This is a genomic window from Synechococcus sp. W55.1 (assembly GCF_047461655.1).
Classification (GTDB): domain Bacteria; phylum Cyanobacteriota; class Cyanobacteriia; order Thermostichales; family Thermostichaceae; genus Thermostichus.
On the sequence record NZ_JANSHN010000002.1, the window covers coordinates 154,655 to 175,828 of the forward strand.

At 58.0% G+C, this 21,174-nt stretch carries 22 protein-coding genes and 1 tRNA gene; 14 read left to right on the forward strand and 9 right to left on the reverse strand.

Annotated features, from left to right (window positions below):
- Positions 1–90 precede the first annotated feature (90 nt).
- From NW816_RS01920 to NW816_RS01930, 3 genes are all read left to right on the forward strand, one after another.
- Entirely contained in the window at positions 91–525 is a 435-nt protein-coding gene (locus NW816_RS01920) for a hypothetical protein (RefSeq protein WP_414408058.1), read from the forward strand.
- A gap of 138 nt (positions 526–663) precedes the next feature.
- Entirely contained in the window at positions 664–1,146 is a 483-nt protein-coding gene (locus NW816_RS01925) for an ABA4-like family protein (RefSeq protein ID WP_414382604.1), read from the forward strand.
- A 464-nt stretch (positions 1,147–1,610) separates the two neighbouring features.
- Positions 1,611–2,231: a biotin transporter BioY gene (locus NW816_RS01930; protein WP_414408059.1), complete on the forward strand. Its 621-nt coding sequence runs from the start codon at positions 1,611–1,613 to the stop codon at positions 2,229–2,231.
- Positions 2,232–2,634: 403 nt separating this feature from the next.
- Here NW816_RS01930 and gshB read toward each other — a convergent pair whose 3' ends face one another.
- Positions 2,635–3,582, reverse strand: coding sequence for a glutathione synthase (gene gshB / locus NW816_RS01935; RefSeq protein ID WP_414408060.1), 948 nt, complete (start codon positions 3,580–3,582; stop codon positions 2,635–2,637).
- A 252-nt stretch (positions 3,583–3,834) separates the two neighbouring features.
- Between gshB and NW816_RS01940 the strand changes: the two genes are divergently transcribed.
- On the forward strand, positions 3,835–4,563 hold the full coding sequence (locus NW816_RS01940) for a pentapeptide repeat-containing protein (protein ID WP_414408061.1): 729 nt from the start codon (positions 3,835–3,837) through the stop codon (positions 4,561–4,563).
- Positions 4,564–4,602: 39 nt separating this feature from the next.
- Here the strand turns inward: NW816_RS01940 and rpmB are convergent, their stop codons facing one another.
- A complete protein-coding gene (rpmB, locus tag NW816_RS01945; protein ID WP_414373986.1) occupies positions 4,603–4,839 on the reverse strand; it encodes a 50S ribosomal protein L28 in 237 nt (78 codons plus the stop codon).
- Positions 4,840–4,863: 24 nt separating this feature from the next.
- A complete protein-coding gene (locus NW816_RS01950; RefSeq protein WP_414408062.1) occupies positions 4,864–5,226 on the reverse strand; it encodes a hypothetical protein in 363 nt (120 codons plus the stop codon).
- A gap of 180 nt (positions 5,227–5,406) precedes the next feature.
- Here NW816_RS01950 and NW816_RS01955 point away from each other — a divergent pair, with 180 nt between their 5' ends.
- From NW816_RS01955 to NW816_RS01975, 5 genes are all read left to right on the forward strand, one after another.
- On the forward strand, positions 5,407–6,519 hold the full coding sequence (locus NW816_RS01955) for a dockerin type I domain-containing protein (protein WP_414408063.1): 1,113 nt from the start codon (positions 5,407–5,409) through the stop codon (positions 6,517–6,519).
- Between the two features lie 318 nt (positions 6,520–6,837).
- A complete protein-coding gene (locus tag NW816_RS01960) occupies positions 6,838–7,974 on the forward strand; it encodes an NYN domain-containing protein (RefSeq protein WP_414329613.1) in 1,137 nt (378 codons plus the stop codon).
- Positions 7,975–8,190: 216 nt separating this feature from the next.
- Positions 8,191–8,808 (forward strand): HD domain-containing protein, encoded by a 618-nt coding sequence (locus NW816_RS01965; protein ID WP_414329611.1) that lies wholly within the window; start codon positions 8,191–8,193, stop codon positions 8,806–8,808.
- A 70-nt stretch (positions 8,809–8,878) separates the two neighbouring features.
- Positions 8,879–9,316, forward strand: coding sequence for a peroxiredoxin (locus tag NW816_RS01970; RefSeq protein ID WP_011432689.1), 438 nt, complete (start codon positions 8,879–8,881; stop codon positions 9,314–9,316).
- A gap of 48 nt (positions 9,317–9,364) precedes the next feature.
- Complete coding sequence (locus NW816_RS01975) at positions 9,365–10,105, forward strand: D-alanyl-D-alanine carboxypeptidase family protein (RefSeq protein WP_414351645.1); 741 nt, start codon at positions 9,365–9,367, stop codon at positions 10,103–10,105.
- A 49-nt stretch (positions 10,106–10,154) separates the two neighbouring features.
- Here the strand turns inward: NW816_RS01975 and NW816_RS01980 are convergent.
- Positions 10,155–10,226 (reverse strand) — tRNA-Gly (locus tag NW816_RS01980).
- A 152-nt stretch (positions 10,227–10,378) separates the two neighbouring features.
- On the opposite strand from NW816_RS01980, the gene zds reads away from it, so the two are divergent.
- Both zds and NW816_RS01990 read left to right on the forward strand, forming a co-directional pair.
- The gene (zds, locus tag NW816_RS01985) at positions 10,379–11,821 is read left to right on the forward strand and encodes a 9,9'-di-cis-zeta-carotene desaturase (RefSeq protein ID WP_414408064.1); all 1,443 of its coding nucleotides are present in this window, start codon (positions 10,379–10,381) and stop codon (positions 11,819–11,821) included.
- Positions 11,822–12,149: 328 nt separating this feature from the next.
- On the forward strand, positions 12,150–12,722 hold the full coding sequence (locus tag NW816_RS01990) for a Uma2 family endonuclease (protein ID WP_414408086.1): 573 nt from the start codon (positions 12,150–12,152) through the stop codon (positions 12,720–12,722).
- 77 nt (positions 12,723–12,799) lie between these two features.
- Here NW816_RS01990 and NW816_RS01995 read toward each other — a convergent pair whose 3' ends face one another.
- The 5 genes from NW816_RS01995 to NW816_RS02015 all read right to left on the reverse strand — a co-directional run bounded on the left by NW816_RS01995 (position 12,800) and on the right by NW816_RS02015 (position 18,366).
- Positions 12,800–14,164: a cytosine deaminase gene (locus tag NW816_RS01995; protein WP_414408087.1), complete on the reverse strand. Its 1,365-nt coding sequence runs from the start codon at positions 14,162–14,164 to the stop codon at positions 12,800–12,802.
- A gap of 75 nt (positions 14,165–14,239) precedes the next feature.
- The gene (locus tag NW816_RS02000; RefSeq protein ID WP_414408065.1) at positions 14,240–14,569 is read right to left on the reverse strand and encodes a YggT family protein; all 330 of its coding nucleotides are present in this window, start codon (positions 14,567–14,569) and stop codon (positions 14,240–14,242) included.
- Positions 14,570–14,747: 178 nt separating this feature from the next.
- Positions 14,748–15,116, reverse strand: coding sequence for a hypothetical protein (locus NW816_RS02005; RefSeq protein WP_414355872.1), 369 nt, complete (start codon positions 15,114–15,116; stop codon positions 14,748–14,750).
- 55 nt (positions 15,117–15,171) lie between these two features.
- Complete coding sequence (locus NW816_RS02010) at positions 15,172–16,944, reverse strand: ABC1 kinase family protein (protein WP_414408066.1); 1,773 nt, start codon at positions 16,942–16,944, stop codon at positions 15,172–15,174.
- A gap of 135 nt (positions 16,945–17,079) precedes the next feature.
- A complete protein-coding gene (locus NW816_RS02015; protein WP_414408067.1) occupies positions 17,080–18,366 on the reverse strand; it encodes a glucose-1-phosphate adenylyltransferase in 1,287 nt (428 codons plus the stop codon).
- Positions 18,367–18,490: 124 nt separating this feature from the next.
- Between NW816_RS02015 and NW816_RS02020 the strand changes: the two genes are divergently transcribed.
- The 3 genes from NW816_RS02020 to sat all read left to right on the forward strand — a co-directional run bounded on the left by NW816_RS02020 (position 18,491) and on the right by sat (position 21,145).
- The gene (locus NW816_RS02020) at positions 18,491–19,273 is read left to right on the forward strand and encodes a ParA family protein (protein WP_414355869.1); all 783 of its coding nucleotides are present in this window, start codon (positions 18,491–18,493) and stop codon (positions 19,271–19,273) included.
- 140 nt (positions 19,274–19,413) lie between these two features.
- Complete coding sequence (locus NW816_RS02025; RefSeq protein ID WP_414408068.1) at positions 19,414–19,782, forward strand: hypothetical protein; 369 nt, start codon at positions 19,414–19,416, stop codon at positions 19,780–19,782.
- Positions 19,783–19,948: 166 nt separating this feature from the next.
- Complete coding sequence (gene sat / locus NW816_RS02030; protein WP_414408069.1) at positions 19,949–21,145, forward strand: sulfate adenylyltransferase; 1,197 nt, start codon at positions 19,949–19,951, stop codon at positions 21,143–21,145.
- The last annotated feature ends 29 nt before the right edge of the window (positions 21,146–21,174 follow it).

Consider the following 21,174-nt stretch of genomic DNA (forward strand, 5'->3'; position numbering starts at 1 on the left):
AAGACTGGCAGAGGGAATGGATTCTCAGGCCAGAGCATGGCAGGATAACACCATTCCTCACTGCTCTCTCCCTCAGTAGCCAACCCAGCCATGTGGCAACTCCTCAAAGCCTTATGGGGAAAGATCGCCGGCCAAGCCCCCCCTGCACCCCCCGCTGCCGCGCCACGACCACCCCTTGACAAGAGGCTGGTTCAGCAGCCCTCTCCCCGGAATGTCCCTGCTGCAGAGGCCGCCCGCAAAGAAGAAGCCCCTGAGCCCACACCAGAACATCCCGCCCCAAAAGTTGCAGCAGCCCAACGGGGTGAGGAACCTGTGGTGTTGCTCCCTTCTCAGGAGAAATCTCCAGACTCTGTGGCAGTAGAATCCCCCATCGGCCCGGCTCAACCCACCTCTACCGCCAAAAGCATCAGCAGCTTCTGGGCCATGACCGACACTGGATCCCGCATTTCCCGCATTGCTGCCACCACCGACAGTGGCCGTGCGGTCAGCTCCATTGCGACTGCTAGGCTCCGCCAACCGGAATAGCGACCGGGATCCCTCTGGCTCCAGAAAAAAACTTCAGGGCAAGTCAGGAATAACTCCCATCCATTTCCACCCGCTACTGCAGGGATCCCCAGGGGGCATTAGGCCGATAATGGACAGGTAGCGTTGGGGGTTCCAAGCATGCTGGAGATGATCTTTAACGGGGCCAACTGGTTTGCTTTGCCCTTTTGGGCCTTGATGATTCTGCTGCCGGGTTGGAAGGTAACCCGCAAGGTGATGGAATCGCTTTTGCCCATCGCTATTTTGGCGGCGGTTTATTTGTATCTTTTGGTCACCGGGTTCAACGCGGATGTCCTCAAGGAATTTTCCGACCCTCAACTGTCTCTGACCAGCCTAACCGACCTATTCAGTCAACCCGCCGTTATGGCGACGGGATGGGTACACTACATCGTCATGGATTTGTTTGTGGGCCGCTGGATCTTCTTGGAAGGGTGGGATAAGCGAGTATGGACAACCCATTCTCTGATTTTGTGCTTGTTTGCCGGGCCTGTGGGTCTGCTCTCCCATTTGCTTACGGTGGCGATTGTACAAGCAACTCGCCAGAACCGGCCCAGTGTTGCTCAACCTGAAAAGGGCTCAGAAGTGCCGCAAGAATCCATCTAGCCCCTGCTTGGCTTTATGGCTCTTTCCGATGCACAGGGTGCAAAATGAGCAGCGTGGGATCATCCTCGACCTCAACGTTGCTGCCACGCAGCTCCCCAGCGCTACGTACTCGCCAGCACACAGGGTGGTTCCCGAGTACCTTTAGGTGCCGTTGTAAACAACAACCACAAAACCCACTGAGGTCGGATCCAACCGTCAGGCTGTCGGGTTTAGGGCCTACAGCCCGTTTACGCGAACAATGCGCCCTGTGCTGCTGTGGGCGAGAGCGGCTGACTACCCTGGCACTGCAGGCAGCGTAGCACAAAGCCGCTTTAAAGGGCGGGGCTTCAAACCCAGTTTTTCGGTAACCGAATTCTTGTATTCTGAAACCCTGACATACTCCCCGCCCTACTGGCTTGCTTCCGCGCAGCGATGGGACGGGGCCTTAAGCTCAGTCTTCGGGTAAACAGGAGTGCAAACCTCTCATGACTGCTACCTTTGTTCACACACCCTTGGCGCAAACTGTTCTGCCTCGCCCTTCCCGAGTTCGGGATCTCCTGCTGGTTCTGGGGGGAAGTTTGTTCGTAGCTGCCCTGGCTCAGGTGCGGATCCCTCTGCCCTTCACGCCGGTACCGATTACCGGGCAAACCTTTGGAGTAATGCTGGTGGGGGCAGGCTTTGGGGCACGGCTGGGCTTTCTCACGTTGCTGGTCTACCTGCTGGAAGGGATCCTGGGATTGCCCTTCTTCAGCGGTGGCAGATCCGGGCTTGGCCACTTGGCCGGGGCGACGGGGGGCTACCTGTTGGCTTTTCCCCTGGCTGCAGGGCTGATGGGTTGGTTGGTGGAGCGCTGGGGCGTGGATCGCAACCCCTGGAAGATGGCGCTGGCGATGTTGTCCTGCTCAGCTCTGATTTTTTTGCTGGGAGCCACTTGGCTGGGGGTGTGGCTGAACCAGAATGTTGAGCCCACCTCGATCTTGGCCGTCCTCAACAAAGGGGTCTTCCCTTTTATCCCAGGAGACTTGGTGAAGTGCGGATTGGCGGCAGTGCTGCTGCCCACCATCTGGCGCTGGGTGGGACGGGAAAGGCCACCGGCTGACTCGTAACCCACTGGGCAAGAGCAGCAACTCAAAGCTCACCCCAGCAAAACAGAAGGGGCTCGGGATTAGCCTCGGGCCGAAAAATCTAAAAAAAAGATAACAACTCCGAGGATTTAGCCTTTTTTCTGAGATTCTAAAAACTGTGCTCAATACGGTGTTCAATACGGCCTATTCATGGAGCTTTTCTTTATATTGCTCTAGAGTTTTATAAGTCGCTGACTGGTCGCGGCAGAGCCCCCTTGTGGGGCTTTTTATTTTCTATCTGCCGACCAAAAGAAGCTGATCTCAACCTTAAGCTATAATTATGTCTTTCTGAATTCATGGGATCCCTATGGATTCCCTGGATAGACGGGATCCCTGCCATGCAACAGACGCGCCGGATCCCAGAAACATCCTGGTGGGTAGTCATTCAGCCCTTGACGGGCACCTTCTTTTCCAGCCACTGAGCCACTTGATCCGCCAGATCAACTCCTTCCAACTGACAGAGTTCTCGCAGCATCGTTGGGCTGGTTACATTCACTTCGGTTAGTCGTTCCCCGATAACATCAATCCCGACAAAATACAGCTTCTCCTGCCTGAGCACCGGTGCCAAAGCCCCGCAGAGAGCCCGTTCTTTTTCGGTAATCTTGGTTTTTTCCACTCGACCGCCGGCAGCAACATTGCCCCGAAAATCGCCCTCTCCAGGGATCCGATTGACGGCGCCCAAAGGTTCTCCTTCCAGCAACAAAATGCGTTTATCTCCTGCCGCCGCCTGTGGCAAATACTCTTGCACCATCACGGGCAGCCGACCAAATTGGGTGCTCATTTCAATCAACGAGTTGAGGTTTGGATCCCCGGCATTGACCCTCAGGATCCCTTCCCCACCTTTGCCACCCAAAGGCTTGAGCACCGCCTGTCCTTCCTGTTCGACGAACTGACGCAGCAGGCGTTTGTTGCTGCTGACGCGGGTGCGCGGGATCCACTCTTGAAATTGCAGGGCATAGAGCTTTTCGTTGGCCGAGCGGATCCCGGCAGGATGATTGAGCACCAGTGTGCGGCTGGGGGAGAGACGATCCAAAAGGTAAGTGGCATAGAGATAGGCCGTATCCACCGGCGGATCCTTGCGCATCCACACCGCCTGCATTTGGCTCAGGGGCAGCAGTTTTTGGTCTTTGACCTCATACCAGGGATCCGCTTGCAGATCCAACCGGATTTCCTCAAGGGATCCCCAAGTTTCCCCTTGATCCCAGTAGAGATCCGCCAGGCCCAGGCAGAAAATGCGGTGTCCCCGTTTCTGCAGAGCTTCCATCAGGGCAATGCTGGTGTCATGGCCCACCTGCAACTGAGGCAATGGATCGACAATGAAAGCTACCTGCATGGGAGGTGCGGTTCACTCACGAAAGGCTGCCCCGAGTATGCAACAAATCGGAGCCGATGGCTCTCCCCCGGTAGGCTGTTTCCACAAGAGAAGGCCCCCTCTGGAAAGCTCGATGCAGGGTTGTCTTTTTAACATCCTCTTAACCTCGGCAGGCGGCGCAAACGTTAGCTTGATAGGTGGGATCCCTGTTGGCCCCCAGTTTACGGCTGGGTTGGCCGGGTTTCTGGCCTAACTGTGAGGAATGCTCCATCCGTGAGTGCTCCCCCTTCTCAACCCTCGAATCCGGTTCGCATTGAAACCACGCGGGACTTGCTGGAAGCCTTGCGTGAGGGGCGCTCCCTGGTGGGTGCCAACCTGGAGAATGCCTACCTCTCGCGGGGCCTGTTCGACCGCATTCAGATGCCCAAATCCAATTTGACGCGGGCTAACCTGCGCTCGATCAGCCTGCAGCAAGCCGACCTACGTCTGTGCAACTTTCGCCGCGCTGAGCTAGAGCGGGCCAATTTTACCGCCTCAGATCTACGGGGATCCAGCTTTAGCCAGGCTCTGGGGGACTACAGCAACTTTACCGCCGCCAAACTGGACAAAAGCAGCTTTCAGGGGGGCCGTTTCAGCCATGCCATCTTTCGCGAAGCCAGCTTGGTGGCTGCCAACCTAGCGGAGGGGAACTTCTTTGCCGCCGACTTCCGCCAGGCTAACCTATCTCGCTGCAACCTCTCCCAGGCCGCCTTGGTGAGTTGCCAGCTTCAGTTTGCCAACCTGGAACAGGCCATTTTGGTGGGGGCCAACCTACAGGATGCTCAGATTGAAGATACGCTCTTCAGTGGAGCCGATTTTACCGATGCCAAACTCTCCGACGAAATGCGCAAGCTCTTGATTGAGCGGGCCAGCGGCACCAACGAGCTTACCCAACGGGATACCCTCAACACTTTGCTGGCGGGTTTGCAGCCCAAGTCGCGTAAGCTTTTTGGCTTGCTGTGAGGTTGGAGCCGTCAAGGACAACCGGGCTAAAGAGAAAGCTCAAAACCGGCTGAGGTCGATCCCAGCTTCCCGGGCCATGGCTCCTATACCCTTGGCCTTGAGAGTCTTCAAGGCTTTGGTGGAAAGGCGCAGACGAACAAACCGCTTACCCTCTTCCCACCAGATGCGCTTCCACTGCAAATTGACTTCCTGCAGACGCTTGGTGCGCCGGTGGGAGTGGGAGATGGCAAAAGCGTTGTTGCGTTTCTTGTTGGTTAGTTGGCAGCGACGCGCCATGGGATCAAAGCAAACTCAGCCTAGCTATCGTAAGGCATCTTTTTGTTGGGCAGCAAGCTGAAGTTGACTTTGCAACTGGGCTAGCTCTGCCTTCAGTCGGTCAAAGGTTTGTTGGCAGTGGTTAACGCTTTTTAGGGGCAGCTCTTCATTTTTGGCAATGCAGGTCACCTGTACAGAGCCGTCGGCAGCCTGGAGGGTGCGATCCACAAACACTTCCACCGTGACCAGTTTGGTGTGGGGATTTTTTCCGGGAGGCTCACCGGCCACCCAGTAATCAGGGCTGCTGTGGAGGACATTGAGTTGGCAGCGCTCCAAAACGGCGCGGATCGACTCGCTTAGCTGCTCGGCTGAGCCCACAAGCTGGGTAACGCAGGAGTATCGAGCCATAGGACAAGCAAGTCACCACGGTTATCCTACCATCAAGTTTTCGGCTCCTGCAGCCAAAGGCGAACCGGCAGAATTGCGCTCAAGAGTACTCTACACCGGCTCGGTCAACCCTGCTGCGAAGAGGCAAGTTACGTTAGAACATGAACAATGCCTTCCGGCTCTTTCCCCAGGAGAGTTGCAATGTCTAGGGTCTCCTGTTCTGTTCATTCTCTCTTGCTGCTGGGATCCCTTGGCCTGGGTTGGATAGGCGTGTCTTTTGCCCAAGCGCAGCCCTTTCAAGCGGGCGATTTGGACGGGGATGGCCGTTTGACGGTGCAGGATCTCAACCTGTTGGGGGCCTACTTGCGTGGAGAACGGGGACTGACCGACAACCAGATTCGAGCTGCCGATGTCGACCAGGATGGACGGATCACAGAAGCCGATTGGCAGGTGTTGCAGCAGCGCATTCAGGCAGCAACGGATGCGCCCACAGGACAGGTGCAGTTGGATTCCGCCTATTCGGGACAGGTGGTGGATCGGCTGACAGGGCAGCCCTTGGCCGGGGCGGAGGTGGCCATTCCGGGGGCGGGTATTTCGGTGCGCACCGATGCCCAGGGTCGGTTTCGCCTGCCAGGGCCGCTGCCGGCAGAAGAAATTTTGGTGGCGCGGCTGGAAAATTACTTGCCCTATTCCCAAAGTACAGGCAGCGGTCAAGCCGGCGGGGATCGGCCTTGGCAATTGCAGTTGGAGCGCTGGGATCCTAATACGACTTTGGTGCTGGAGGCGAATGTCATCCGCCTGGGGGATAACCAGTACTCACCGGAATCGGCTGCCGCCGGGCAATTTTTGGGCCCTGCCCAAGGGGTGGAGATGACCCGCTCTTTCACTTTGCAACGCCTGCCTTCGCGCCCACCGGTTTTGCGGATTGGATCCCTGATTGGGTTGGATACAGCTGCCGCCTATCGGGCCGGTCAATCCCGGATCCCCAGCGCCAATATGTCTCCCATGCAGGTCATTCTGAACGGGGTGGAAATCGAGCAGATTCACCTGGGGGGAGATAACCTACAGATTCCCCTGCCGCTGCAACATCTGCGCCTGGGCCTGAACACTGTTACCCTGCGCACCGGCAAAACCCTGATTGAGCCCAGCATGGTCACCCGTGGCCCCCAAGTGCCGATCAGCATTCCCCTTTTCGGGGGATCCCTGCACATCTCGGTGCCGCTGGGAGGTGATACAGTCATCCGGCACGGTGGAGCCTGGGTGGATCATGACGATGTGCAGTTGGCTAACGTAACCATCGAGATCCCCAACTGAGCTTGCTCCGTCGGAGGTTCCTGCCCCTCAAAGCTGAGCACGGAGCCCGTCGGCTAAGAGGAACAAGTTTAAGCCCGCTTTCGATAACCGATCCGTTTGATACCAAGGGGAATGGGTGTGTCCAACGATTGGAAGCTCCCCCTTCCAACAGCCGGCATACTGCAGTTGCTGAATTGCTCCTCTTCGATGCCTCTGGGAGTTCTGGGCATCTCGATCTTCGAGAGGGATCCCTGAGGTGGCCCATGTGAGTGAGGTGAAATCCTGGCAACCGAGCAGATCGATAACCCAAACTGAGGAGAGCTGACTATGAGTATGAGTATGAATAGGGCTTCTGCCTTCCCCTTAACCTGGCTGTGGACGGGATCCCTGGCCCTGGGGGTGACGGCCCTGGTGACCCGCCAAGTGATCTGGGGGCTCTTACCTTTGGCAGCAGCCTACCCTGCCATCCGCCGCCGCGAAGAACAGCTTGGCCAAGTTCTGGAACAGACCTGGACACAGCAGCAACAGACAGCAACCCAACTGGAGACCCTGCAAGCGCGTTTCGAGGTGCTGGACGCTCGGCTCACTGCTGAACCGTCCCTTCTGCAGCAGACCTTGGCTTCCCCGGCTGAAGCCATTCAAGAGCTCGAGCAGAAAGTAAAGGTTTTGGAGCCCATCTGGGTACAGCAGCAGCAGACGGCGGCCCAACTGGAAACATTACAAGGGCGGATCGACGCCCTCGAAGCTCGGCCCACGTCTCATCTGTCCGTGCGGCAACAGCTGGCCCCCATCACCCAGGCCATCCAGCAAATCCAGCAGCGGTTAAAAGCCGTGGAGCTGCGGTTGAATGCTCTGCCGGTATCCCAGCCCCAAGTGACTTTGGAGCAACTGGAGTTGGTGCAGGCGCAACTCCAACACCTGCAGCAGCTGGTGGCATCCCAGCCGAACCCTGCTTTTCCCCGCAAAGCCCTGGGGGTGTTCATCGACGCGGCCAATCTCCACGCCAGCGCCCAGCAGTGGGGATCCCATCTCGACTATCCCAGTCTGCTCAGCTGGCTGGCCCAGGGCAGATCCGAGATGGAAGTGCATGTCTACAGCGGGGTGGATCGCCACAACCTAGCTCAGCGTCGTTTCCTGCGGGAGTTGAGAAAACAGGGCTATCGGGTGGTCACCAAGCCGGTGGTGATCCACGCCGACGGCAGCCGCAAAGCCAATCTGGATGGGGAGCTGATCGTGGACTTGATGGCGATGCACTCCCACTACGAGACGGTGCTGCTGCTGAGTGGGGATGGAGATTTTGTGCCGGCCCTCAAGCATATCCGCCGCCAAGGCTGCCGGCTGGAGGTAGCCGCCTACAGGCCGAACACGAACCCGGCGTTAATTCGGATAGCCGACCAGTTCGTGGATTTGTGCGCTTGGCAGGGGACAGGAACGCTGGTGCCGCTGCCTGCAAAACAGACTCCGGCCACCGGCTGAACCTTGCCATCTCAGCACAGTTACATCGATCCCTGACTCCCCTCTCCCAAGGCAGGGAGAGGGGCTGGGGTTGAGGGTAGGCGGCACAGCGTCTTAACCTTGTTTGAAGTGATCAGAAGTGCTCATCCCATTTTCTGATTTGCAGTCTCAACGCCTGAGACTCGCTTGGATCAACCTTGCCCCAGCAGTCAACTTAACCCCAATTGGAGAGTCCAGATGTCAACGCAACTCACACAGCGGTTTGTGCAGGCAATGCACTATGCCCATCGCTGGCATGCTTCTCAAACCCGCAAGGGAACCGGGATCCCTTACCTCAGCCATCTGTTGGCCGTAGCAGCCATCGCCCTGGAGCATGGGGCGGATGAAGATGAAGCGATTGCCGCTCTGCTCCACGACAGCCTAGAGGACGGCCCCCACAACACAGGCGAGCCCCGGGCCCAGATTGAGCAACAGATCCGGGAGCACTTTGGAGAACGGGTGCTGCAGATCATCCTGGGATGTACGGATACCGAAAGCGATGGCTCCCGAGGCGAGCCCAAAGAAAACTGGAAAGAGCGCAAAACCGCCTACCTGAAGCACCTGGAAACGGCAAATGCCTCGGTTTTGTTGGTGGCCGCCTCTGACAAGCTGCACAACGCCCGCTGCATCTTGCGGGATTTTCGCCAACTGGGGGATAAACTCTGGCAGCGGTTTTCCGCCGGAAAAGAGGGATCCCTGTGGTATTATCGATCGTTGGCAGAGATTCTGAGGCGACGGCTGCCCGGCAATCTATCGGCGGAGCTTCAAGAGCTGGTGGCTGAGTTGCAATGCCAAGCTGGAGCGGTAATGCCTTGACAGAGACAAGCAGGGCTGAAGAAAATGCTGAGGGCAGCCCTATTCATCACACTTTTTGGGTCACGCACCTATGGTTCTCGCTGTTGGCACCCCTGCTCCTGGGTTCAACACCACTGACACCCAAGGCAACCAGGTTTCGCTGGCTGATTTTGCCGGCAAAACCGTTGTCCTCTATTTTTACCCCAAAGACGACACCCCCGGCTGTACCAAAGAAGCCTGTGGATTCCGCGACGCCTACGCCGACTACCAAAGCAAGGACGTGGTGGTGCTGGGGGTGAGCATGGACGACCAAGCTTCTCACCAAAAGTTCACCGAAAAGTACAACTTGCCTTTCCCCCTACTGGTGGATAGCAGTGGGGTGATTACCCGCGCCTACGATGTGGATGGGGGCGGCTATGCCAAGCGGGTGACCTACGTCATTGATGGCGAGGGCAAAATTGCCAAGGTCTACCAGAACATCAATACCGAAACCCATGCCCGCGATATTTTGGCGGATTTGGGTTTGTAGAAACGCTGCCTCTTTTCAGTACTCCTCGCTAGATCCCGGCCTTTGCGCATGAACGACGACATTCCGGTCGCCCGTCGCCAGTCCACTCCGGCGAAAAAAGCGCAAAGTTCGGTGCCTGCCCTGAGGTCCCGTCTAGTCTTGGGCCTGGTGCTGGTTGGGCTAGTGCTCCTGGCGGGTTGGGGGATAGAGAAGTTACCGGGATCCCAGCAGGCGGCGGATCCCCAAGTTCTGGAGGAAGCCGGTCAGCCCTCTCTGCCGCAGCCAACTGTGCAGAATGGGCGACCTTCTCTGTTGGGGCACTATGCCTATTCCGAAGCCCCTGCAGACAGCTTGCGGGTGGTGGGCAGCTACCGTGGTCGAGAGGTGCGCCTGCGCCAGGCGGCTGCCGAAAGTTACCTTCGCATGAGCGAAGCAGCTCAAGCTGCCGGGATCCGCCTTGTCCCCATTTCCGGGTTTCGCTCCATTGCGGATCAGGAATTCTTGTTTTTTCAATTGGCTCAATCCCGAGCCTTGCGACCCGAAGAACGAGCTGCTGTCAGTGCTCCCCCTGGCTACAGCGAGCACCACACTGGCTATGCCATCGACCTTGGGGATGCCGGGTTTCCGCAGTGGGATACTCAAGAAGCCTTTGAGACCACCCCGGCCTTCCAGTGGCTGCAGAGCAACGCGGCCCGCTTTGGCTTTGAGCTGTCTTTCCCCAGAAACAACCCTCAGGGGGTGAATTACGAACCCTGGCACTGGCGCTTTGTGGGCGACCGCCATAGCCTAGAGACCTTTTACAAGCGCTAGCCAACTCCCTTCTTCTGAGGGGAGGGGGGCTGGGGGTGAGGGCCCAAAGAGCGGATGACGCGATTCGAACGCGCGACCGTCTCGTTGGCAACGAGAAGCTCTACCACTGAGCTACATCCGCGTTGGGAAATTTATGATGGCAAGTTTTGCGGTGGTTTGTCAAGTCAGGGATCCCTGGCGCATTTTGTTCCAGAATGAGAGAAGTTCATCTTTCTTTGCAGTTGCGCAAAGTCTGGGCGGGATCCCGGGCAGCGCCTGTTTGAGGGTATTGCTATGCGGGTAGCCATTATTGGGGCCGGATTGGCCGGGTTGGTGACGGCAGTCGATTTGGTCGAGGCAGGACACGAGGTGCAGCTCTACGAGGCGCGGCCTTTTGTCGGCGGCAAGGTGGGATCCTGGCAGGATGCCGATGGCAACCACATCGAGATGGGGCTGCACGTTTTTTTCTGCAACTACAGCAATTTGTTTGCCCTGATGAAAAAGGTGGGGGCCTACGAGAACCTGCTGCCCAAGCAACACACCCACACCTTTGTCAACCGAGGTGGGCAAACGGCCAGTCTGGATTTTCGCTTTCCCCTGGGGGCGCCTTTCAACGGCCTCAAAGCTTTTTTCACCACCGAGCAGCTCTCTTGGGCGGACAAGCTGCGCAACGCCTTGGCGCTGGGCACCAGCCCTTTGATTCGCGGCTTGCTGGACTATGAAGGGGCAATGCGGCAAATTCGCGCCTTGGATCGGATGAGCTTTGCCGATTGGTTTCGGCGGCATGGGGGATCCGAGGGTAGCCTGAAGCGGATGTGGAACCCGATTGCCTATGCCTTGGGCTTTATCGATACAGAGCAGATTTCTGCCCGCTGCATGCTGACGATCTTTCAGATGTTTGCCAGCAAAACAGAGGCCTCCAAGCTCAATTTCCTCAAGGGATCCCCGGACACCTATCTCACTCAGCCTATCGTCCGCTACATCCAAGCCCGTGGGGGCCAGATCCACACCCGCAGAGGGGTCAGCCGCATTGAAGTGAACGACTCTCCTCCCTACGCGGTGACCGGCTTGCTCTTGGCCAATGGAGAGCGGGTGGAGGCAGATGTGTATGTGTGTGCAACGGCAGTGGAAGGGGCCAAACGGCTGATCCCGGAAGTATGGCGGCAGTGGCCTCAGTTCGACAACCTCTACAAGCTGGAATCCGTACCTGTGGCCACGGTGCAGTTGCGCTTCGATGGCTGGGTGACGGAGCTGAACCCCCAAGGCCAGGCCAAACGAGCCAGCCAACACCCAGAGGCTCTGGGTATCGACAATCTCCTCTACACCGCCGATGCCGATTTTTCCTGCTTTGCCGATCTGGCCCTCACCAGCCCCGCCGACTACTACAAGCCGGGCCAGGGATCCCTGCTACAATGCGTGCTCACGCCGGGGGATCCCTTCATTTCCATGCCCAACGAGCAAATTGCCCAGCACGTGTTGCACCAAGTCCACGAGCTGTTTCCTTCATCCCGGCAACTGAACATGACCTGGTACAGCGTGGTGAAACTGGCCCACTCCCTCTATCGAGAAGCGCCGGGCATGGATCCCTATCGCCCACAGCAAAAGACCCCAATACCCAACTTCTTTTTTGCCGGCAGCTACACCGCCCAAGACTACATCGACAGCATGGAAGGGGCCACCCTCTCCGGCCACCTGGCTGCTCAGGCCATTCTGGCTGCCCACAGGGATCCCCAATAGGAGGACTTTCACCTGATGGCACTTGACCCCTTTGACATACTCCCCGTCATAAAGGGCGAGGATTCCGGTTCCTGGTTCTGCTACGGCACTTCCTCTGTCGGGTTGCCCTCCCATTCGCGCCAGCGGGACGGAGCCCTTGAAGCCTGCACTCTATGTGTCGGCATGAGTGCGGGAGTATGTCACAGTGGGTACCAGAAGTCTTGGCCCAAAGCCGAGAGTTGGGTAGAAGTCCAGCCCTTCGCGCCCCTCGCCAAAAAATACGCTCCATCCTAGGGGATCAATACGAGCCACAGGCCCCATACCCTGAGAGTTTTGCCCAGGAAGGATGATGATCGCCCTCAACCTGCAGCCGGCTGTGAATTTAACCGATGAAGTTTTCGAGCAGCTCTGCCGGCGGAATCCTGAGCTGCGCCTGGAACGCACCGCCCAAGGAGAACTGATCGCCATGGCTCCTGCAGGCAGCGAAAGCAGTCGTCAAAACTTGAGCCTTAGCGCCCAGCTCTGGCAGTGGAACCGGCAAACTCAGCTTGGTGTGGCCTTTGACTCTTCCGCCGGTTTTGCCTTGCCCAATGGGGCCATTCGCTCTCCCGATGCCGCTTGGATGCCCAAAGAGCGCTGGCAGCAGCTCACCCCAGAGCAGCGCCGTCGGTTTGCTCCTCTGTGCCCTGACTTTGTGCTGGAACTGAAGTCTCCTACTGACGAGCTGGCCACCCTTCAGGCCAAGCTGCAGGAGTACCTGGACAACGGATCCCAACTGGGCTGGTTAATCGACCCGGAAAGCGGGAAGGTCTATGTCTATCGCACAGGTCAGCCGGTGCAAGTTTTGGAGCGACCTACCAGCTTGTCTGGGGATCCCGTTCTCCCTGGCTTTGTGGTGGATCTCACCTTAATCTGGGAATAATCGACCCACCTTTTTCCCAGGTTGGGGAGAAATGTCAGGGATCCCCCCGCTGTTTCACTGCTCAAAATAGCCCTGCTCTACTTCTTGGGGCTGAGCGCTGCCCCCACGTTCTCCATCAGGTCGTCCAATTCGCTGTAGTCCGGCAAAGCCGTGTCGATGGCCTGCCCCTGACGCAACACCACTCGGTCATGCTGGGGACGGGAAAGCAGCTCATCAAAGCCACGTCCTTTGAACAGCACCAGATCTGCCGGCAGCCCCACCCCAATTTGCCCTCGCTCGGTCAAGCCCATGATGCGGGCAGGGGTGGTGGTAATCGCCTGTGGCCAATCCCCATAGGGGGTATCCAGGTGCAAAATGCGGGTGGCCTCCCGGAACACCTCCAGGCCGTCGTGATCCCCAAAGCCATAAAAGGGATCCCGGCAATTATCGCTGGCTATCATCACCGGCACGCCCAAAGCCTTCAGCTCATGCAACAGCGTCACTCCCCGCCAGCGGGGGGTATGGCCGGGGTTACGGGCTTGCAAATATAGGTTACACATGGGCAGGCTGACCACGGCAATTCCCGCCTCTCTGACCAAGGCCATAGTCTTGTGGGCCACCTCCGGCGGTTGCACGGCCAGGCTACAGCAATGGCCACACACCACCTGATGGGGAAAATCGTTGCGCAAGGCCGCCGCTGCTACGTGTCTCAATGTGATGGATCCCGGATCATCCGTCTCATCCGTATGAAAGTCCAGAGCCAAGCCCCGCTCCTTGGCCAGGGCAAACACCCGATCCAATTGCCGATCCAGTTCCGGCCCCATCGCCGCCACCCCACCCAGGATCCCGCCCACTTCCGCCACCTTGTCCGCCAGCTTTTCCCCTGCAGGGGTGAGAAAGGTATCCAAGCTCAGAAGCGTGACCGCCTGGAGTTCCAGCTTGCCCGCCCACTCTCGGCGCAACTGGACAAACACCTCCCAGTTGGCCCCCATAACTTGAGGGTTCTCACAGGCCAGATGGGTGCGCACCGCCTGGGATCCATGGGCATAGCTGCAGCGCAAACCAAAGCTGAAGCGACGGTAGAGATCCTCCCGAAACCGCTCCGGATCCCCGTCATAGGCTTGCTTCATCTTCACCCAATCTTCCTGGCCGGCCTGCCTCGCCCCGGCAAAGGTACCATCGGGATTGGGGGTGCGCGGCCACACATGTCCCTTGTCCAGGTGGGTATGGATGTCCACAAAACACGGCCACACTTGGCCCCGCCTTAGATCCACGCTGGGGATCCCCTGGGGCGGGATCCCTGTTGCCAGCCGGATTTGGCGGATCTGCCCCCCTTCAATTTCCAGATCCAGCAACACCAGGTTATCGCGGTTGGGGACAGCCCCCCGCACCGCCTCCTTCAGTACCGACAGGGGAACCTGAGCATTCAGCAGCCAGTAGTGGGCAACGCCGGGGATCTGCATGGCGGGCAACGAAAAAAGCAGCTCTCCATCGTAAAGGGATCCCGGCCTATCCAGATGAATCCAGTGCTACAGCGGCTAGGCAAACTGGCCCACCACCTGCATGGCAAAACTGAGCAAAATGAAGGCCAGCCAGGGGGAAAAGTCCAAGCCGCCAATGGGGGGGATGATGCCGCGGAACAGGTTGAGATAGGGATCGGTGAGTTGGCTGAGCACCGACAGGATGGGGTTAGACCAGTTCAGTTGCGGGAACCAGCTCAGCAAGATCCGCACGATCAGCAGAGCATTGTAAATGACGATGAACTGGTAAAGGGAGCGGAACAGCAACGACCCGGCAGTGCCGTAGACCAACCCCAGAGAGAGGCCGCCCATCCAGGCGAGAGGAGACAACAAGTGGCTAAGCATCATAGCGGTTCAGAGAAGGGAATGAACAAAACACAGATCAGTCAGACAGACCAAACGCCGTCAGCAGAGGCAAACCTCACATCCGATGGCAACCCATCCAAAGATGCAAGGCAGAAAGCCATTGCCGCCTCTAGTTTGACATGGGCGGGAGACCCCTGAGGTTCCTTCTTCCCGCTCAAGCTCAAGAGTTTTCCTCAGCAGCAGGGGCAGGCACTTCCTTGACAAGCAACTGAGCCCGGGTGGCCTGGATCGCCTCGTTTAACTCGGCAATCTTGGCCTCTAGAGTGCGGCGGGCTTGGGCAATTCGTTCTGCCTCATTTTCCCACTTCTTCCAGTCGCTGGACATGGCGGGCTCACCTGAAGCACTGAGGCGCGGTCGTTCAGGGGTTGCGGAGGTGCCGTTGAGGCGATCTGGATCCCGGCGTTGGCCTTCGGCGGATCCCTTGCTGAGTCGAGGGGCAAGCACAAACCCGATCACCCCGCCGATGATCCCTCCCAACACGGCGCCGGTCACTACACCCGCAATGAAATCACCTTTCTGATCTGCCACGCTTCTGTCCAGCTCAATAAACAACAAACTTAAACTTGAGCCACCTTCTTCCGTTCTATCTTTCCTGTCCCACTCCTGCCAGCAAATCCGACCAGGGTTGAGGTGGCCGCCAGCGGCTAAGATGTTCCAGATGGGCTTGCACCTGATCCCTGAACTCGGCAAACGTGTGTTGCAGATCGCCGGTCGAGGGTAGGGATCTCAGCGTCGCCTGCCAGAGGTAGGCCGGGGAAAGTTCAGGGCTGATCAACCGCCACAGGCGCTGCAGCTCCTCAAAGTGAAGGCGATCATCTTCTGTGAGGGAAAGCACCAACTGGCGGCGCAGATCGCGGGCCTCTTCCGACATCAGGTAGCGCAAGCCCATTTGGGCGGTGGGCAACCAATCCAGTTCCCCATCGCTGCGGGCAATTTGAATCAGGTTCTCCAGGCGGTTCCAGCGGAACTTGCCGTCTTTGATCAACACTTGCAGCAGCCGTTGGCGAATACGAGGCGATTCGTCCGTCAGCAGGCGCTTGGCCACATAGGGATAGGCCACACCGACGATGCGGAACTGGGGATAGAGGCTGAGGGCTACTCCCTCTTGGGTGACCAAAGAGCGGATCACCAGAGCAAAGTGGGAGGGCACTCGAAAAGGATAGCGATACATCAGGTCAGAGAACTGATCCGTGGCCGTTTTGAAGTTAAAGTTGCCCACCTCTTGGGTCAACACATCCGCCAATACCTTTTCCAGGGCGCGGATCAGCTCTTGGCGGCTGACATCCGGCTGCAAAAAACCCAAGTGAACAAAGTCATCGATCAGGGCGTTGTAGTCGCGATCCACCAGGTGAACCAGAGCATCCACCAAGTACTCCTTCATTTCCTCGGTGAGCTGATCCATCATGCCGAAATCGATGTAGGCCATACGGCCATCGGTGAGGGCAAACAAGTTACCTGGGTGGGGATCCGCGTGGAAAAAGCCGTATTCCAGCAATTGCTTGAGGGCAGCAACCACCCCGATACGCACCAATTGTTTCACCTCCAGGTTGGCTGCTCGAATGCGCTCCACATCCGTCAGCTTGATGCCGTCGATCCACTCCAGGGTCAGAACCCGGCGGGTGCTGTAAGCCCAGAAGATGCGCGGCACGTACACATCCGGATCGTCGCGGAAGTATTCGGCGAAGCGCTCGCAGTTTCGCCCTTCGTGCAGGTAGTCGATCTCTTCAAAAAGCTTGCGGCCAAACTCATCGACCACCGCCGTCAAAGTACTGCCCAGGTTTAAGGGCAGCCAGGGGCCCAGCCATGTCGAGGCCCAGCGAATCAGGTACAGATCCAGGCTCAACTGCTCTCGCAGATGGGGTCGCTGCACCTTCACCGCCACCCATTCGCCGCTGTGCAACTGCGCTTTGTAAACCTGGCCCAAACTGGCAGCAGCCACCGGCTCTGGAGAGATCTGGGCAAAGATCTCGGCAATCGGACGGCCCAACTCGGATTCGATGCGGGCAAATGCTTGCTCGGAAGGAAATGGCGGCAGTTGATCTTGCAGTTGGGTGAGTTCTTCTAGGTAGTCTTTGCGCACCAGATCGGGGCGGGTGGAGAGGGCCTGACCCACCTTGATGAACGTTGGCCCCAGGTCGGTGAGCAGCTTTCGCAACTGCACCGAGCGCCGTCCCACATTGCGATCAGTGTGTCCCCACAGTTGATCCCAGCGCAAACAGAGGACAAACCACAAGAAAGGCCAGAGAATGGCCAGCGCCCGACCGATCACTTGGGGCAGGCGCCAGCGGTAATAGCGGCAGATCAATTGCGGATCGTAAACTTCCAAAGCGGCAATGGGCGAAGTTCTACTAAACACACTCCAGCGATCTCACAGTCTTTTGTTTTGAAGCTCTTGGTATCCATCTTAACAGAAAAAGCCTCGCCGTTTCTGCGCAAGGGCCTGTCAGCCCCATCCTGCCCCCTTCTCGGCCAGGGCCGGCCTGTTTCCCCCTCAAATGATGGTGTTGTCCGGGATCACCGAGTCTTTGATGATGGTGACGATGCCGTTGCTGATCCAGATCCCTTCCTCTTCCCGCTGCGCTTCGGTGACGTGATCCTTGTTGAGGATGCGGACATTGCGCCCAATGCGGGCATTCTTATCCACGATGGCGTTGACAATGTGAGAGTTGGCCCCGATGCCCACCGGTGGGATCCCTTCCTCCAGCCTGGCCTGTCGCTCTTCTGCCGACTCGTAGTAATCGGCTCCCATTACCAGGGTGTTTTCCACAATGGTGTTGGCCTCCAAGCGGCTGCGAATGCCGATGATGGAGTTGCGAATTTGGGCGTTTTTGATGATGCAGCCATCGGCGATCATGGAGTTGACGATCTGGGAGTCGAGGATTTTGTTGGGGGGCAAAAAGCGCGGGCGGGTGTAGATGGGCATTTCGCTGTCGAAGAAGCTGAAGGGCGGGTTGGGCTGCTGCACCAGTGCCAGATTGGCCCGGTAAAAAGCCTCGATGGTGCCGATGTCTTCCCAGTAACCCTGGAAGAGATAGGCTTGCAGATGGTATTTGCCGATGGCTGCCGGCAGCACCTCTTTGCCAAAGTCGGTGTGCTCCTTGACTTTGAGCATCTCGATCAGAGCTTCTCGCTTGAATACATAGATGCCCATGGAGGCGATGTAGGGCTTGGCTTTGGCTTCTTCCGGGCTGAGGCCGAGAGCTTGCGTGTCCACCTGGCAGGCTTTCAGCAGATCTCCTGTTGGCTTTTCCTTGAAATCCACAATGCGACCGTTTTCGCCGAGCTTGAGCAAGCCAAAACCCGAGGCCACTTTTTCTTCACAGGGGAGCACCGCCAGGGTCACATCGGCTCCCACCTGCCGGTGATGGTGGATGAAGGGGCGGTAGTCCATGCGGTAGAGGTGATCCCCAGACAGGATGAGGAAGTCCCGCGGCTTCCAGGAGTCCATCAGCCAGAGGTATTGGCGAACGGCATCGGCGGTGCCTTGGAACCAATCGGGATTGTCAGGGGTTTGTTGGGCCGCCAAAACGTCCACAAAGCCGCCTGTGAAGGGGGACAAGCGGTAGGTGTTGACGATGTGGCGGTTCAGAGAGGCAGAGTTGAACTGGGTGAGGACGTAGATTTTTTCGATGTCGGAGTTGATGCAGTTGCTGACCGGGATGTCGATGAGGCGGTATTTGCCGGCCAGGGGCACAGCAGGTTTAGCGCGGCGCTTGGTCAGGGGATAAAGTCGGGTGCCACGCCCACCTCCCAAGATGATCGCCAGTACATCGCGCATGGTTGTCCTCCACCAGGCTACACCCAATAGCATAGACTGCTGCGGGGCCACCTAAACGGCTGTCCTGTCGGATCTGGCCGGGCTGCTCGGAAAGGGGAACAAGTTGGCAAAACGGGGGGAGCTGATGGCGCGCATCCTGGCCTTTACCAACAACAAAGGGGGCACCGGCAAGTCCACCCTCTGCGTCCACGCGGCTCAGTTGACGGCCCAGCGGGGATACCGAGTTTTGCTCATCGATCTCACGTCCCAGGCCACCGCCAGCAACCTTTACCTGGAAGGGGCCGGATCCCTGGCGGCACTGGAAACGGCTTGGGCCAGCTTACACCCGCAGCACCAACGTCCTCTGGAAGAGGTGATCTACTGCACGGACAAGGGAGTGGATGTGGCGCCCTCCCACAGCACCATGGCGGAAGTGGCGGCCCAACTGGCTGCTGCCGGAGAGACGGGTCAGGATCTGTTGCAGCGCCAACTGGATCCCCTGCTGCAGGACTACGACTTCATCTTTCTCGATACGCCGGGAGAACTGAATGCTCTCACCGCCAATGCCCTGCGGGTGGCCCAGCGGGTACTGATCCCGACGCGGCTCAACCGCGCCGATTTCTCCTGCACGGAAGTGACCTTGCGCTACATTGAGGCCCTGAAAGGCCAGCTCAGCCACGCCCGCGCCGTTTTGACGATGCTGGACGACCGCTATCTGCCGGGGGGCATTTGGTCGGGATCCCATACCGGGCAATTGTATGTGCAAGCGCAACAGATTTTTGCGGATGTGCTTTCACCCGTTACTATTCCAGATAGCAGCGATTTGCGCATTGCTTTTGACTACGGCTTGACGGTGATGGACTATCGGCCTGGGTCGGCGGTGTGTCAGCGGCTGCTACAGTTGGTTGAACACGAGGTGCTCTTGTGACCGGATCTGACCGTAGCCTCTTTCCTTCGTCGGGGGAAACTTCCCGCCGCTCTGGCGGAATTCGGCGCAAGGCCAGTGCTAAAACCAGTTCAGAGCCCACCTCTGCAGAGTCTACTCCCACAGGTGAGGAGCCGACAACGATGTCTTCTCAGTCTCCCTCAGAACCAGCCCCAGAATCGCCGGAAATGGAAGCCCTCAAAAGCCAACTGGCCGAAGCTCAACAACTCTTGCAGGACTACCAAAACAAAGTCTCTGCCCTGCAAGCTCAATTGCAGCAGGTTACTGCCCATCGGGACGAATTGCAAAAGGCGCTGGCGCAGTTGCAAGCGGTTGCGGACGAGCGGGCCAAAACCATCCAGGAGTTACGGAAACCCAAAGAGCAAGCCCCCATCATTCAGCCCAAACCCCAATCCTCGCCTCTGCACGCGCAAAAGAAGATCATGAATCGGCCCATCTTCGACAATGTATCAGCCACCGATGAAAGCATGCCTCCCTATCTGCTGGATTGACTGGGATGGAGGGGATCCCTGAGGGTGTGAGCCTGGATGGGGTCTCCATCTGTTCTGCTCCCTCCTGTTTTCAGCCCGACCTGTGCTTTTTTCCCTGCTTCCTGGAGATCCGGGATCCGATAGTTGGATATTGGATTGGATAACCTTTGTTCCCGCTGCCCTTCCCATGAGCCAATCTCCATCGACTCTCCCTTCTGGTGATGCCATTCCGCCCCACGGGGGCACCCTGATCAACTGCATTGCCCCGCCTGAGCAGGCGCAGGAGCTGCGTTCCAAAGCCGAACATTGCCCCATCCTCTATCTCGACGAGCGGGCCCAATCGGATCTGGAGATGATCGCCATTGGGGGCTTCAGCCCGCTAACGGGGTTTATGGGGCGGGAAGATTACCAGGCCGTTCTGGAAACAATGCACCTGGCCAATGGCTTGGCTTGGTCGCTGCCGGTCACCCTGCCGGTCTCCTCGGAAGTGGCAGCGGGTCTGAAAGAGGGGCAAATGATTGCCTTGGCCAGTGCCGAGGGCAAGATCCTGGGCCTACTGGAGCTGACGGAGAAATTCACCTACGACAAAACCCGCGAAGCCCGGCAAGTTTATCGCACCACCGATGAGCAGCATCCAGGGGTAAAGGTGCTCTACGAGCAGGGATCCGTCTATTTGGCCGGCCCCGTCACCCTCCTGCAGCGGGATCCCCACCCTCTTTTTCCGGCCTACCAGATTGACCCGGCCCAATCGCGGCAACTGTTTCGGGAAAGAGGCTGGAGAACCATTGTAGGCTTCCAAACCCGCAACCCCATCCACCGCGCCCATGAATACATCCAAAAATGTGCCTTGGAGATTGTGGACGGGCTATTTTTGCACCCGCTGGTGGGGGCTACCAAAAGCGACGACATTCCCGCCGATGTGCGTATGCGCTGCTACGAGGTGTTGATCGAAAAGTACTACCCCAAGGAGCGGGTGATCTTGGCCATCAACCCTGCGTCGATGCGCTACGCCGGCCCCCGCGAGGCCATTTTCCATGCCCTCATTCGCAAAAACTACGGCTGTACCCATTTCATTGTGGGACGGGATCACGCCGGGGTGGGGAACTACTACGGCACCTACGATGCCCAACACATTTTCGATGAGTTCCAGCCGGGGGAGCTGGGCATCATTCCCTTGAAGTTTGAACATGCTTTCTATTGCACCGTCACCGGCACCATGGCCACGGCCAAGACCAGCCCCAGCCAGCCTCACCAGCGCATTCACCTCTCAGGTACCAAGGTGCGGGAAATGCTGCGCCGCGGTGAAGTGCCCCCGCCGGAGTTTTCTCGACCAGAAGTGGCCCGGCTGCTGGCCGAAGCCATGCGAGAACAGGGATCCCCCTGAGTGGCAATCAAAAAGGGCCTGAGACAGAC